Origin of the sequence: Rhodococcus sp. 11-3 (genome assembly GCF_023704055.1) — a bacterium.
In the GTDB taxonomy this organism is placed as follows: Bacteria; Actinomycetota; Actinomycetes; order Mycobacteriales; family Mycobacteriaceae; genus Rhodococcus; species Rhodococcus aetherivorans.
Genome location: NZ_CP080406.1, coordinates 5,137,026 through 5,150,182, shown reverse-complemented (window position 1 = coordinate 5,150,182; position 13,157 = coordinate 5,137,026). Strand labels below are relative to the sequence as shown.

Sequence of the window (13,157 nt, the reverse complement as noted above, 5' to 3'; positions counted from 1 at the left end):
GGAGATACCCCGATGAATCCGATTCCCCTGCCACCGCTTCCGCACCTGAGCCGGCGCTCGTTCCTCGGACTCGGCGCCGCCGCCGGCGCCGTACTGCTCGGCGCATGCAGCACGAGCGGCGAGACCGCCCCCGCGGCCACCGCCGCGCCCCGGGACGGCGGCCGACTGCGAGCGGTGTTCGCCGGCGGCGGCGCACAGGAGGTGTTGGACCCGCACAAGACCAACCTGTACGCCGACGTCGCCCGCGCGAACGCGCTCTACGACAAGCTCGTCGAATACGGCGACGACCTCGGTCCGGTACCGCGGCTCGCCACCGCCTGGCATCCGAACGCCGACGCGACCACCTGGACGGTGGAGCTGCGCCCGGCGGTCTTCCACGACGGCCGGCCGGTGCGCGCCGCCGACGTGCTGTACTCCTACCAGCGGATCCTGGACCCGACGAACGCACTGCGCCCGCGGGCCTCTCTCGAGGTGATCGACATCGCGCGCTCCCGAGCTCTCGACGACCACATGATCGAATTCGTCTGCGCCCGCCCGTGCGGGGAACTGGCGAACGTGCTGGCCGCGTTCGGCGCCTACATCATCCCGGAGGGCACCACCGACTTCAGCCGTCCGATCGGCTCCGGGCCGTTCACGTTCGTCTCGTTCGAACCGGGTCGCTCGCTCGTCACCGCGCGATTCCCCGACTACTGGGACGGCGCCCCTCACGTGGACGAACTCGAGATCCTCACCGCTCCGGACGAGACCGCACGGATCAACGCCCTGCTCGGGGGGCAGGTCGACTACGCCGACGACCTCGGTGTCACCTCGGCGCGCACCTACGAAACCGATGCCCGGATGCAGATCCTGCGGTCCCCGCGCAGCGCAATGTCGGCGTTCGCGATGAAGGTGGACCGGCCACCCTTCGACAACGTGGATCTGCGGCGGGCGATGTTCGCCCTCGTCGATCGCGACGAGCTGGTCACCACCGTGCTGGGGAGCACCGGTGTGGTCGGCAACGACCTGTTCGGCAAGGACTTCAAGTACTACGCCGCCGACCTGCCGCAGCGCACCATGGACCTGGACGAGGCCGAGGCCCTGATCCGCAAGGCCGGCGCCCGGAACACCACCATCGAACTGCAGACCACCGGCGCCACCAATGGATTCGTCGAGGCCGCGAACATCCTCGCCGAACAGGCCGGTCGCGCCGGACTGCGCATCGACGTCAAGGTGACGGAGGGATCGACCTATTGGACACACACCCTCGACGAGGGTGTGTTGTCGAGTTTCCGTTCCGGGGCCATGCCCATCGAAACCCACTTCGCGCAGCGGATGCTGTCGACCTCGGCGAAGAACTACACCCAGTGGCGCCGCCCCGAGTTCGACGCATTGTTCGCCACCGCCAGCGAAACCACCGACGAGAACATCCGGGCCCGCGCATATCAGCAGATGCAGTCGCAGCTCCACAGCGAGGGAGGTCTGCTGGTGTGGGGCTTCTCCGACGGCCTGCACGGGATGGCGCCGCACCTGGCGGGGATGGCCGAGAACGCGCCCAGCAACACCCTCGGGTACGCCCGCTTCGACAGGGCCTGGCTTTCGTGATGCTCGCCCGCTACGCCGGTACCCGCCTCACGGTGGGACTGGCCCAGGTGCTGGGCGTACTCGTCGTCGTCTTCTCGATCGCCTCCGCGCTGCCGGGGGACGCTGCGGTGGTGATCGCGGGCGATGACGCAGATCCGAGGCGGATTGCGCAGCTACGCGAGCTCCTCGGGCTGGACCGGCCGCTGTCCGTGCAGTTCGGGGACTGGCTGACCGGTCTGCTCGGCGGCGACCTGGGCACCTCCGTGGTATCCGGTCGCCCGGTCACCGCGATGCTGGGCTCGGCGCTGGCGCCGACGCTGACCCTCGCCGCTCTGGCGTTCGTGGTGCTCGTCCCGCTGGCACTGCTCCTCGGAGTGGTCGCCGCGGTGCGCCGCGGCCACCGGATCGACCGGGCCGTCACCGCCCTGACCGTAGCGTTCTACGCGGCACCGGAATTCGCGTTGGCGATCGTGCTGGTGGCAGTGTTCGCGGTCGGGCTGGGATGGTTCGCGCCCACCGCGGTCGGCGCCGGCGGTCCGTTGCTGATGCAACCGGAGCTGTGGGTGCTGCCCGTACTGGTGCTGGTGATCCGCCCGGTGTGCTCGCTGTCGCGGTTGGTGCGCTCGTCGCTGATTACCACCCTCGACACCGAATACATCCGGCACACCCGTCGCCTTGGTGTGCCCGTGCGCCGGGTGATCTGGCGGCATGCCCTGCCGGGCTCGCTCACCCCGGCGGCACAGCATCTCGCGCGGGTCGCCGATTGGCTGCTCGGCGGGGTCGTGGTCGTCGAGGCGGTGTTCGCGCTCGGCGGTCTCGGGCAGTTGCTGGTCAGCGCGGTCAGCAGCCGCGACATTCCGCTGTTGATGGGATTGGTGACGGTGTTCGCGGTGATCACGGTGGCGGTGAACACGGTCGCGGACATCGCGGCGTTCCAGCTCAACCCCACGGCCGGACTGGCATCGTGACCGGCTCCACGCTTCTCGAGCGTGCGGGTGGGCGGTCCCGGGTGCGCATCGGGGCTGCCCTGACCGCGGTCCCGCTCGCGGTCGCGCTGCTGGGGCCCCTGTTCACCGAACCCGGTGCCCGTGGCCCGGCGTTCACCTACGGGGACCAGTGGCTCGTGGGAACCGACTCCGAGGGGCGCGACCTGCTCACGCAGGTCCTGCTCGGGGGGCGCTCGCTGGTGCTGGTGGCCGCGGCATCCGTGGCCCTGACCTACCTGCTCGCCGTGCCGTGGGGGGCAGCTGCCGCGACCGCTCGGGTACGGATCGTCGACGAGATGCTGATGCGCCCCCTGGACCTGCTGCTGTCGCTGCCGTCGATCATGGTGCTGCTGCTGGCCGTTGCGCTCACCGACGCCGACCTGGTCGTTCTGACAGTCACCGTGGCGGTGCTGCTGTTCCCGGATGCGGCGCGTCTGGTGCGGGCATCGGCGCTGCACGCCGCGCACACCCCGGCCATGGAGGCGCTGCTGCTGCAACACGAAACCTGGTGGCGCCGGCACCTCGGCTATCTGGGACGATCGCTGCTCCCGGTCCTCGCGGCAGACGCAGGACTGCGGTTCGTCGGGGCGATCTACCTGGTTGCCTCGGCCAGCTTCCTGGGGGTGAGCGCGGACTCCGCCGGCACCGACTGGGCCGTGATGATCGACCGCAACCGCGCGGGCCTCGCCCTGGTCCCGTGGGGTGTCGTCCTGCCCGCGGCCCTGATCATCGCCTTGGCGATGGGTGTGAATCTGCTGTTCGACTCCGGCGCTCGCGCGGTAACACGCGAGGTGTCGACGAGGAAGTGGCGATGACCGAGGTAATCCCGGCGGCCCCGGCCGCCGCTGTGCCCAGCGGCACCATCCGAGTGCGCGGTCTGACCGCACGGACACGGGATCGGCTCCTGGTCGAAGGCGTCGACCTGGACATTCCCGCCGGGGTGGTCACCGCGCTCGTCGGGGCCTCCGGGAGCGGCAAGACCACTACCGCGCTGGCCTTGATGGGCGAGCGCCGCCCGGGGGTCGAAGTGACCACGACCGCCCTGGACACGGGCGGGGCACGGTTCGGGTATGTGCCCCAGCACCCCTCCTCGGCGCTGAACCCGGCCCTGCGGATCGGTACCGTGCTCGACGACATCGCTCGTGCCGGCCGACGGCACGGGCATCCGGTGACCGTGGCCGACGCACTCGAACGTGCAGGATTCGCCGATGATCCGGGCATGCTGCGCCGTTACCCGCATCAACTGTCGGGCGGACAGCAACAACGACTGGTCATCGCCCAGGCTCTGCTGACCGACCCGACATGCCTGATCCTCGACGAACCCACTACCGGGCAGGACCCGGCTCGTCGCACGGCGGTCCTCGACGAGATCACCCGACTTGCCCGGCAGGGCCTGACGATCGTGCTCGTCACCCACGACCTGGACGCGGTCCGCGCGGTCGCCCAGCGTGTGATCGTCATGGGCGGCGGCCGGGTGCTCGAGACCGGTGACGCCGCGATCCTGCCGGTCGCCGCCCCGCGGATCCCGCAGACACGCGCCGACAGCGATGATTGCCGCCCGACCCGGGCCGACGCCCGGTTGATCCTGGACGCCGTCTCGGCGGGGTACCGCAACACCGAAGTTCTGCAGCGTTACTCGCTCTCGTTGCAGCCGGGCGAATGTCTGGCACTTCACGGCCCCTCGGGTTGCGGTAAGACCACCGCGGCTCGGGTCGTCGCGGGCTTGCACCCACCCACGGCCGGGCGGGTTCTTCTCGACGGCCACCCGTTGGCCGCATCGGTACGGCGACGGACCCGGCACCAAGCGGCGGCGATCGGGTACGTCTTCCAGGACGCCAAGGCGGCCTTCGACCCGTACCGCAGCGTGTGGGATCAGATCCTGCGCGGTCCGACACGCCTGCGCGGTGCCACCGGCCCGGAAGCGGCCGCGGCGGCCCGCCGCGCGCTCGACCAAGTGGGTCTGGCCGAACGGATCACCCGACAGCATCCCTCCGCACTTTCCGGCGGCGAGGCCCAGCGCGCCGCCCTCGCCCGTGTCCTGGCGGTCGAGCCGTCGCTGCTCATCTGCGACGAAGTCACCACGGGACTCGACCCCGCATCCCGACAGCAGGTGCTCGACATCTTGTCCGATCTCGTACGAACACAACGCATATCCCTGCTGATGATCAGCCACGACGGCGCCGTGGTGGACGCGGTCGCCGACCGGATCGTCGACATGACGCTCCCGGCCACGAACGGGGAACCGCCGTGAGCGCGCATCGCCGCGTCCGTCGCCGAGGAAACCCGACTGTATCCGCACCGAGCCCGAACCGGACAAATCACTCGCGTTCGGGGAGTCGGTTGTGTCAGTCTCTCGGACATGACCGTGCACGACGCCCTCACCATCCGTACCGCCACCGACGACGACTGGCCGGCCCTGGAGCTGCTCGACTCGGTGGCGTTCGGGTATCACCCCATCGATGCCGATCGGACGCTGCTTCGTCCGATGTTCCGCACGGAGAACATCGTGGTGGCGACCGAGCGGGGGGCGCCGATCGGTCAGGCGCTGTATCTGGACATGGAGCTCACCGTGCCCGGCGGGCACCAGGTCCCGGCATGTGGTGTCAGCTGGGTTTCGGTCGCTCCCACGCACCGTCGCCGCGGCGTGCTGCGGTCGATGTTCACCGAACTGCACCGCCGGATGGAGGCGACCGGGGCACCGCTGGCCGCCTTGACCGCCAGCGACGCCGGCATCTACGGGCGCTTCGGATACGGTCCGGCCACCGTCGCCACCGAGGTCACCGTCGATCGGCGCTTCGCTCGCTTCCGCGAGGACGCCCCCGATCCCGGCGGGGTGGTCCTTGCCGACGCTGTGACGGCGGCCAACCAGTTGCCGGAACTCTACGACCGGTGGCGGTTGCGCACGCCGGGAGCGCAGGCACGTCCGAAAGCCGAGTGGGACTACACCTTTGCCGATCCCGAAGAGCGCCGCGACGGCGCCTCGGCGCTGTTCTTCCTGGTTCATCCCGACGGGTACGCGACCTTCCGCCGCAAGGGATCCGACGCCGAGCCGGTCGCGGTGGTCGAGGAGTTGGTCGCGATCACCGACGACGCTCACGCCGCGCTGTGGCGCACCCTGTGCGGACTGGACCTGACCCACCGCATCGAAACCGTCCAGCATCCCGACGATCCGCTGCGCCTGCTGCTGACCGACTACCGCCTGCCGCGCACCACCTCCCGGGTGGACGAGTTGTGGCTGCGGATCATGGACGTGCCGGCCGCGTTGACCGCCCGCGACTATGCCGCCGATCTGGACACCGTGCTGACGGTCCGAGATCCGTTCCGCAGCGCCGGGGGCACTTTCGCGTTGACGGTACGCAACGGCCGGGCCCGGTGTGTCCGCACCGACTCGGCGCCGGTGATCACGCTGGATCTGGACGCGCTATCCGCGTTGTATCTCGGCGCGCACAGGGCCCGCACATTTGCTGCCGCCGGCCGGGTGGAGGCGCGCAGCGCCGGTGACATCGACGACCTGGACCGCGCATTCGACGTCGCCCGCCCCGCAATGTTGGGCTGGCACTTCTGAATCGAGCGCTGACCTGTGTCTTATCGGCACAGTGCGGGGCTCTCATGATCTGGTCGGATTTCTCGAGTTGTGACCTTCAGCAGTCGGCGGGCCGGGAGGGCGCCGCTCAGACACCCGAGTTAGGGGTCAGGGCTCGGCCGGGGGCACGACCTGCTGACCCGGGTGTAGGCGTGCCTGCAGCTCGATCCCGCCGCCGGTCGGTGCCGGCGGCAGCGCACCGTCCACACCACCAGCACCCACAGTGCCGCCCGGGGCGTGCCGAGCCTGGAGCCGATGACGTCGACGGTGGCTGTCGATGCCACGGTCAGTCACACCAGCACGATCACCGAGGTTACCGCCGCGAGCCCGCCACACCTCCGGACTGCGCGGACCGGCGACGCATCAGCTCGGCGACGTCGATTCGACGACGTGTTCAGGTCAATCGGCGACCAGTCGCGCCGACCCGTAGCGTCCTGCGCCGTGCTCGCGTTGTCGACGGATCACGTAGCAGCCCGGAGCGATACCCGTCGCCCCGTGCTCGGGGTGAAGAAGATACGCCGTCCCGGTGGTCTCGACGATGCCCAGAGCGAGACCCATGGTGTCCCGGACGGGCGTCGTCCACGTGCAGGTGCCCTCGTCGGCGACGAGGGAATGCGGGTTGCCGCCGGCGGCGCTCCGCAGCAACTCCACTCCCGATCGTGGCACACGGATGGAGCGCGCCCACGGTGTGCGTTCGACGGCGGCACCGACCACCGGGTAGGGGATGACGATCAGATCACCTTGAGCCTGGAGACCACCGGTCACCGGGACGGTGACCTCCCGGTCCAGGTGGTCGAGGACGTCCAGCCCGCTGAGGGCCGTGAGGTCGGACAGTGTGAGTTCGGAATGCATGGGATCACCTTGGTGGGGTTCAGGTTCGGCGAACGAGTTGTGCATAGTCGGTACCGCTGATGCCATAGGTCCAGCCCGCGGCGTCCAGAGCGGAGGGAACCCATTCGGGGACGTGAAGGCCGTACCGGCGCCGTTGCCCGTCGCGTTCGACGGAACCGTTGACGACGAGCAGGATCCGGCCGGGGCGACCCCAACCGGTCGGTGATGCATAGAGTCCGAGCGTGCATCCCGGGTTTCCCGGATCGTCTGCATGGTCCACGAGTGCGAGCGCGGCCATGTCGATGTACCTGTCCCAGCCGATTCGCTCGACGGCGCATCGGCGGACCTCGACATTGCGCTCGTCGTTGATCCGCTCGACGGTGGGATCGAGGACGACCCAATCGGGAACGATGGTGCCATGTTGCACGAAAACATGACTGCCGTCCGAGAATTCGAGCGCCGGACGATCGGGGTGGTGTAAGCGGCGTTCGTTGTGGACGCCCTCGGGTGTGGGTTCGGTGTGCACGGCGGTGGGCCGTTCGGCCATGACGCAGACTCCGTCGAACGCCCACCACCACCCGGTGGCGCGGACCAGTGCGGCCTGAAGATCGAGAAGGTCGTCGTCGCGCGACTCGAAGCTCGCGAGGCCGAAGCGTCGGAGCGTGTCGTAGTACGCGACCCGATGTGCCTCCTGTTGCCCGTACCAGGTGACGCCGGGAGTCGGGCGCGGCCACAGTGTGCGTATCGCCGTCGCGACACCGACGTACAGAGAGGTCCGCAACGAATCCCACACGGCCGCACGAAGGAGCGGGTCCGGCCGGTGTCGCCGCGGTAAGCGCGCGTCCATCCGGTCACGGGACGCGGACCAGAGTGCGGCGATCCCCGCCGAAGGGTGTGCCGGTTTGCCGAAGCGCAGCGGGGGGACCGAGAGGACTTCGTCGGCAATCAACTGCAGTGCCGCTGGGGGAGAAGGGACCCAGACGAACTTCGGTTCTTCGAATCCCGCTCGTCGGTAGAGCTCTGCGACAGCGGATTCCGCGGCGGGCCGGTCGGAAGGCTTCGTACACAGTCCTTGCGCGAGCCAATGGTCGCGCCGGACGGACACCGCGGCGGCAATCGCGTGAGGATCGGTGATTCTGGTGGACAGGGTGCGGTGTGGAACCGCTGATGAGATCGGCACGGCGCTCACCGGATGGTGGCGGTGGCCGCCTTTCCTGTAGTCATGGTTATCGAGGATGGCACGGGAAGGCGCTGGGCGCAAGCAATTGTCCCCGCCCAGGCATTCGGACGTGGACGAAGACCGGCGCCTACTTCATCGGCCGATCGTGACCGTCATCGATCGTCGTACAGGACTGCTGCAGAAGGGCATTCTCGGAGCTACCGCCGCGTCCAGGGCAACGGATCGACACATGGGCAACGGCGCGCGCGTCAGCCGATCTGCTCGAAGAGGGACACGATGATCCCTTCGGGTCCACGCACGTAGGCCATCCGCACGCTGTTCTCGTACTCGCCGATGCCGCCGATGAGCCCGTATCCGTCCGCGGTCACCGCATCGACGGCCGCTTGGAGGTCGCCGACCTCGAAGGACACGTTGCGCAGCCCGAGCTCGTTGGCCATCGCCAAGGGTGATCCGGGCACGTGGTCGGGCGTGACGAAGGTTGCGAGCTCGAGTCGGGTCCCTCCGTCGGGCGGCCGCAGCATGGCGATCTCACAGTGCGCTCCGGGGATGCCGCAGACGGTCTCCACGAACTCGCCCTCCACGGATCCGGTGCCCTCCACTTCGAGACCCAGTCCGACGAAGAACGCTGTCACCGAGTCGAGGTCCGCGACGGTGATGCCGATGTGGTCGAAACGTTTCACGTGCGCCATGGGATCCATCCTCCGATTGTCGTTGTGCCGATGCTGGGACGGAGGCGGGTCTGGGATCTCGACATGTACTTGCCGCAGAGCTGCGGTCGACCCGTGGTGTCGAAGGTCGCTGCCGTCCTGCACGTACCGGACCTCGCTGGTCATGGGCACGCATCCAGTGTTGTCCCGGGTGCTACGAAACCTGAGAAGTGACACGCGAGCGACCTGGCCGTCCGCGACGTCACCGAGGAGATCGGCGAGGAGTGGACCACCCGGCCGTCGACGGCGGGCGGCTCACAGGCCGTCGGCGCGTAGCCAGGTGCGGAGGCGGCGTCGGGCGTTGGTGTACGGGGAGGAGGTGTTGAGCTGGATCATCCGTCCCGCGGTGTACGTGCGATACCAGGGCGCGCCGTAGAGTTCGCCGTTGTCGAGCCCGCGCACCAGGGCAACGATGCGGCCGTGGGCGGCATCGAGCCGCTGCAGCAGCGGCCACGGTACGTCGGCATGATCGCGGTAGAACTTCTGCGCCGGCGAGCCGAGTTGGTTCCAGGTGAATCCCGGTGCCGGGAGTTGCGGTTCGATGCCGCGAGCGCGGTCGTCGTGCCACGAAACGACCAGTTCGTTCCATCCGATCAGGTACGCCACCAGATCGGCCGGGCTCATCCGGGTTCCGGTGCGGTGCCCGGGCAGCGACGCCTCCCGGGCCCGTTCGACAGGCACACGTTGCAGCGCGCGCGTGAGCGCGCCGGACGTCTCGGTGAGGGCGCGCAGCAACTCGTCCTCGGTGTGCGGTACCGGCATGCGTGTCTCCGTGTGGCGGGCGGTGGTGTCGGGATGCACGGTATCGGCGACGGTGGTTCCTGCGCCTGGGACGGGCCCGGTCAGACCACCGGCGCCGGGTGGTCGATCCCGAACCGGCCCCGGAAGAACACCATCGGCCGCTCCTCGCACACGGTGTCCAGCTCGAGCACCCGGCCGATGATCACGTCGTGATCGCCGGCGACGTGCACCTCGTGCACCTCGGCGTGCACGCGCATCAGCACGTCCGGCAGTGTCGGCGTCCCCCACCGGGAGACCTCCCAGTCGAGTTCCTCGTACCTGCGGCCCCGGCTCGAGCCGAACCGCGCGCACAGGTCGGACTGGTCCTCGCGGAGCACGTTGACGCAGAAGCGCCCCGCGGCCCGGATGCGCGGCCACGCGCGGCCCCGGTGATCGGCGCAGATGAGGATCAGCGGCGGCTCCAGGGACACCGAGGCGAACGACTGGCACGCGAACCCCACCGGGCCCGCGTCGTCCAGTCCCGTCACCACGGTGACCCCGGTGGCGAACTGTCCCATCACCCGGCGCATCTCCTCCGGATCGGGCGCAGCGACGGTCGATCGTGCGAGTGTCGTCGTCTCGAGGGGCATGAGTCCACCTCCGGTTGTGGGGACGGATCGGCGTGCATACGCCGTGGTCGATGCGACCGACGCTAGGGCAGGCCCGGCGTGCCCCCCATCGGGGTCCCGCTGAGCGGAAGCGGCCGCGCGCGCCGCCTCGGCGGGCCGGGCGATCTCGCTGAACGGGATGGTGTATGGCCGCTGCGGGCCACGGCTGGCAGCCTGCGGTTCGTATGGGCGGTGCGCCCGGCACCACGGCGACGAACAGGGACGACGATGACGGATGTGAGCTACGAGGGGACCCTGAAGGAACTCTCCACCGACCAGGGTGTGTTGCGCTACCACGAGGCCGGCGACGGCCCGCCGCTGCTCCTGCTGCACGGCTCCGGCCCGGGGGTGACCGGTTGGCGCAACTACCGCGGCGTCCTCGCCGACTTCGCGCGGCACTTCCGCTGCCTGGTGCTCGAGTTCCCCGGCTTCGGCGTGAGCGATCCCGGCGACGGCCACCCCATGGTGATGGCCCAGGGAGCCGTCGGCACCTTCCTCGACGGCCTCGGCCTCGGGGCCGTGGACATGATCGGCAACTCCATGGGCGGGATCGTCGCCACCAAGGTCGCCATCGACGAGCCGCACCGGGTGCGCAAACTCGTCACCATCGGCGGCATGGGAAAGAACGTCTTCGCGCCGGGGCCGGGCGAGGGCATCAAGCTGCTGATGGAATTCACCGACAATCCCACGCGCGAGGGGCTCGTCCGCTGGCTCCACTCCATGGTCTACGACCCGGCCGTCGTCACCGAACAGCTGATCGAGGAGCGCTGGGCGCTGGCGACCGAGCCGAAGACGCTCGAGATCGCCCGCCGGATGTACAGCTCCCAGGCGTTCGAGGCCGGCGCCGCGGCCGCCGCGGCGTCGAACGCGACCCCGTACTGGGCGCAGCTGCACAAGATCAAGGCCCCCACCCTGCTGACGTGGGGCCGCGACGACCGGGTCAGCCCCGTCGACATGGCGATGCTGCCCATGCGCGACATCCCGAACAGCGAGCTGCACACCTTCCCGAAGTGCGGGCACTGGACGATGATCGAGGCCCGCGACGCGTGGCTCTCGGCCGTCCTCGCCTTCCTGCTGCGCGACGAGCGGCGGAGCTAGCCCACGGTCCCGCTGAGCGGGAGAGCTTTTGCCCTCCCACCTGCGCATATGTCACCTTTCGAGTCAGTCGATCGGCGCGGAGAAGAAGCGCGGATCCTTCACCAGTTCCAGGAGTGCACGATGCTCGACGGTTCGCAGCGAATCGCCGCCGCCGATCTCTTGTGGGCCGCCGAGCGTGACCGCGCCCCGATCGGTCCGCTGACGGAGACGTTCCCCGAGATCGACGTGGTGGACTCGTACGAGATCCAGCTGATCAACATCCGGCGGCGGCTCGAGGCCGGCGCCACGGTGTACGGCCACAAGGTCGGGCTCTCGTCCGAGGTCATGCAGAAGATGATGGGCGTCGACGAACCCGACTACGGGCATCTGCTCTCGACCATGGTGTACTCCGAGGACGAGCCGATCGACACCGCGCAGTTCTGCTACCCGCGCATCGAGGTCGAGATCGGCTACGTCCTCGGCGAGACCCTGCCCGGCGCGGACTGCACCGAGGAGGACGTGCTCCGGGCCACCGAATACATCGTTCCCAGCATCGAACTCATCGACTCCCGGATCGAGGACTGGCGCATCGGCCTCGCCGACACGATCGCCGACAACGCCTCCTCGGCGGGCGTGATCCTCGGTGCCGGCCGTATCGCGCCGGACCGGGTCGACATCGGCGGTATCGCCGCGGTGCTGTACCAGGGCGACGAGGAGATCGCGCGCGGTGCGGCGGCCGCCGTGCTCGGCGACCCGACCCGTGCCGTGGCCTGGCTGGCCCGCAAGGTCGCCGGCTTCGGGGTGCGGCTCGAGGCCGGGCACGTGATCCTGCCCGGCTCGTGCACCCGCGCGATCGACGCCCGGCCGGGCGACACCTTCCGGGCCGAATTCAATGATATCGGCTCTGTCTCAGTCGAATTCAAGTGAGGAACAGACCAGTGACCAAGGCTACCGCCGCGATCGTCGGGCCCGGCAACATCGGCACCGACCTGATGTACAAACTGCTGCGCTCGGACGTCATCGAGCCGCGCTGGATGATCGGCGTCGACCCCGCCAGCGAGGGGCTCACCCGGGCGGCCGCCGAGGGTCTGGTCGCGAGCCACGAGGGCGTGGACTGGCTGCTCGCCCAGGACGAGCGCCCCGACGTGATCTTCGAGGCCACCTCGGCCTACGTGCACCGGGTGAATGCGCCCCGCTACGCCGAGCTCGGCATCCAGGTCGTCGACCTCACCCCGGCCGCCCTCGGACCCGCCGTCGTGCCCGCCGTGAACATGGGGGAGCACGAGGACGCACCGAACGTCAACCTCATCACCTGCGGCGGCCAGGCCACGATCCCGATGGTGCACGCTGTCTCCCGCGTCACCGAGGTGGAGTACGCCGAGATCGTCGCGAGCGTCGCCTCGCCGTCGGCCGGTCCCGGAACCCGCGCCAACATCGACGAGTTCACCATCACCACCAGCCGCGGCATCGAGACGATCGGCGGTGCCCGAACGGGCAAGGCCATCATCGTTCTCAACCCCGCCGAACCGCCGATGCTCATGCGCGACACCGTGTTCTGCTCGATCCCCGAGGATGCCGACCGGGACGCGATCGCCGCGTCGATCCACGACGTGGCCGCGACCGTGCAGGGCTACGTTCCCGGTTACCGGCTGCGTGCCGAGCCGCAGTTCGACGATCCCACCCCGATGAGCGGCGGGCGCGCCCGGGTCGCGATCTTCCTCGAGGTCGAGGGCGCCGGCGACTTCCTGCCGCCGTACTCGGGCAATCTCGACATCATGACCGCGGCCGCCACCAAGGTGGGCGAGAGCTTCGCGGCCAAGCTGCTCGCCGCCCGCGTGTAGACCC

Annotated in this window: 13 protein-coding genes; 8 read left to right on the top strand and 5 right to left on the bottom strand. The window is 69.4% G+C overall.

Annotated elements, in window-relative coordinates; all coding sequences use genetic code 11:
* The first annotated feature begins 12 nt into the window (after positions 1-12).
* From KZJ41_RS23675 to KZJ41_RS23655, 5 genes are all read left to right on the top strand, one after another.
* Positions 13-1,581, top strand: a complete 1,569-nt coding sequence (locus KZJ41_RS23675; RefSeq protein WP_006944259.1) for an ABC transporter substrate-binding protein — start codon at positions 13-15, stop codon at positions 1,579-1,581.
* Positions 1,581-2,528, top strand: coding sequence for an ABC transporter permease (locus KZJ41_RS23670; RefSeq protein ID WP_043798608.1), 948 nt, complete (start codon positions 1,581-1,583; stop codon positions 2,526-2,528). Before KZJ41_RS23675 ends, KZJ41_RS23670 begins: the two co-directional genes overlap by 1 nt.
* Positions 2,525-3,361: an ABC transporter permease subunit gene (locus KZJ41_RS23665; protein ID WP_006944265.1), complete on the top strand. Its 837-nt coding sequence runs from the start codon at positions 2,525-2,527 to the stop codon at positions 3,359-3,361. Before KZJ41_RS23670 ends, KZJ41_RS23665 begins: the two co-directional genes overlap by 4 nt.
* A complete protein-coding gene (locus KZJ41_RS23660) occupies positions 3,358-4,797 on the top strand; it encodes an ABC transporter ATP-binding protein (RefSeq protein WP_251549717.1) in 1,440 nt (479 codons plus the stop codon). Before KZJ41_RS23665 ends, KZJ41_RS23660 begins: the two co-directional genes overlap by 4 nt.
* Before the next feature lie 108 nt (positions 4,798-4,905).
* Positions 4,906-6,111, top strand: a complete 1,206-nt coding sequence (locus tag KZJ41_RS23655; protein ID WP_006935090.1) for an enhanced intracellular survival protein Eis — start codon at positions 4,906-4,908, stop codon at positions 6,109-6,111.
* 417 nt (positions 6,112-6,528) lie between these two features.
* Here the strand turns inward: KZJ41_RS23655 and KZJ41_RS23650 are convergent, their stop codons facing one another.
* From KZJ41_RS23650 to KZJ41_RS23630, 5 genes are all read right to left on the bottom strand, one after another.
* Entirely contained in the window at positions 6,529-6,981 is a 453-nt protein-coding gene (locus KZJ41_RS23650; protein ID WP_050035883.1) for a hypothetical protein, read from the bottom strand.
* Between the two features lie 19 nt (positions 6,982-7,000).
* Entirely contained in the window at positions 7,001-8,149 is a 1,149-nt protein-coding gene (locus tag KZJ41_RS23645) for a DUF6745 domain-containing protein (protein WP_065922096.1), read from the bottom strand.
* Positions 8,150-8,388: 239 nt separating this feature from the next.
* Positions 8,389-8,829 carry a VOC family protein gene (locus KZJ41_RS23640; protein ID WP_006935096.1) on the bottom strand — a complete coding sequence of 147 codons (441 nt, stop codon included), beginning with the start codon at positions 8,827-8,829 and terminating at the stop codon, positions 8,389-8,391.
* A 273-nt stretch (positions 8,830-9,102) separates the two neighbouring features.
* The gene (locus KZJ41_RS23635; protein WP_251549716.1) at positions 9,103-9,609 is read right to left on the bottom strand and encodes a ClbS/DfsB family four-helix bundle protein; all 507 of its coding nucleotides are present in this window, start codon (positions 9,607-9,609) and stop codon (positions 9,103-9,105) included.
* Between the two features lie 80 nt (positions 9,610-9,689).
* Positions 9,690-10,217, bottom strand: coding sequence for a flavin reductase family protein (locus KZJ41_RS23630; RefSeq protein ID WP_006935100.1), 528 nt, complete (start codon positions 10,215-10,217; stop codon positions 9,690-9,692).
* Between the two features lie 246 nt (positions 10,218-10,463).
* On the opposite strand from KZJ41_RS23630, the gene KZJ41_RS23625 reads away from it, so the two are divergent.
* The 3 genes from KZJ41_RS23625 to KZJ41_RS23615 all read left to right on the top strand — a co-directional run bounded on the left by KZJ41_RS23625 (position 10,464) and on the right by KZJ41_RS23615 (position 13,153).
* Positions 10,464-11,333 (top strand): alpha/beta fold hydrolase, encoded by an 870-nt coding sequence (locus KZJ41_RS23625; RefSeq protein ID WP_044475856.1) that lies wholly within the window; start codon positions 10,464-10,466, stop codon positions 11,331-11,333.
* A 120-nt stretch (positions 11,334-11,453) separates the two neighbouring features.
* Positions 11,454-12,239 carry a 2-keto-4-pentenoate hydratase gene (locus KZJ41_RS23620; RefSeq protein ID WP_251549714.1) on the top strand — a complete coding sequence of 262 codons (786 nt, stop codon included), beginning with the start codon at positions 11,454-11,456 and terminating at the stop codon, positions 12,237-12,239.
* Between the two features lie 11 nt (positions 12,240-12,250).
* Positions 12,251-13,153, top strand: a complete 903-nt coding sequence (locus KZJ41_RS23615; RefSeq protein ID WP_006935110.1) for an acetaldehyde dehydrogenase (acetylating) — start codon at positions 12,251-12,253, stop codon at positions 13,151-13,153.
* Positions 13,154-13,157: the final 4 nt, after the last annotated feature.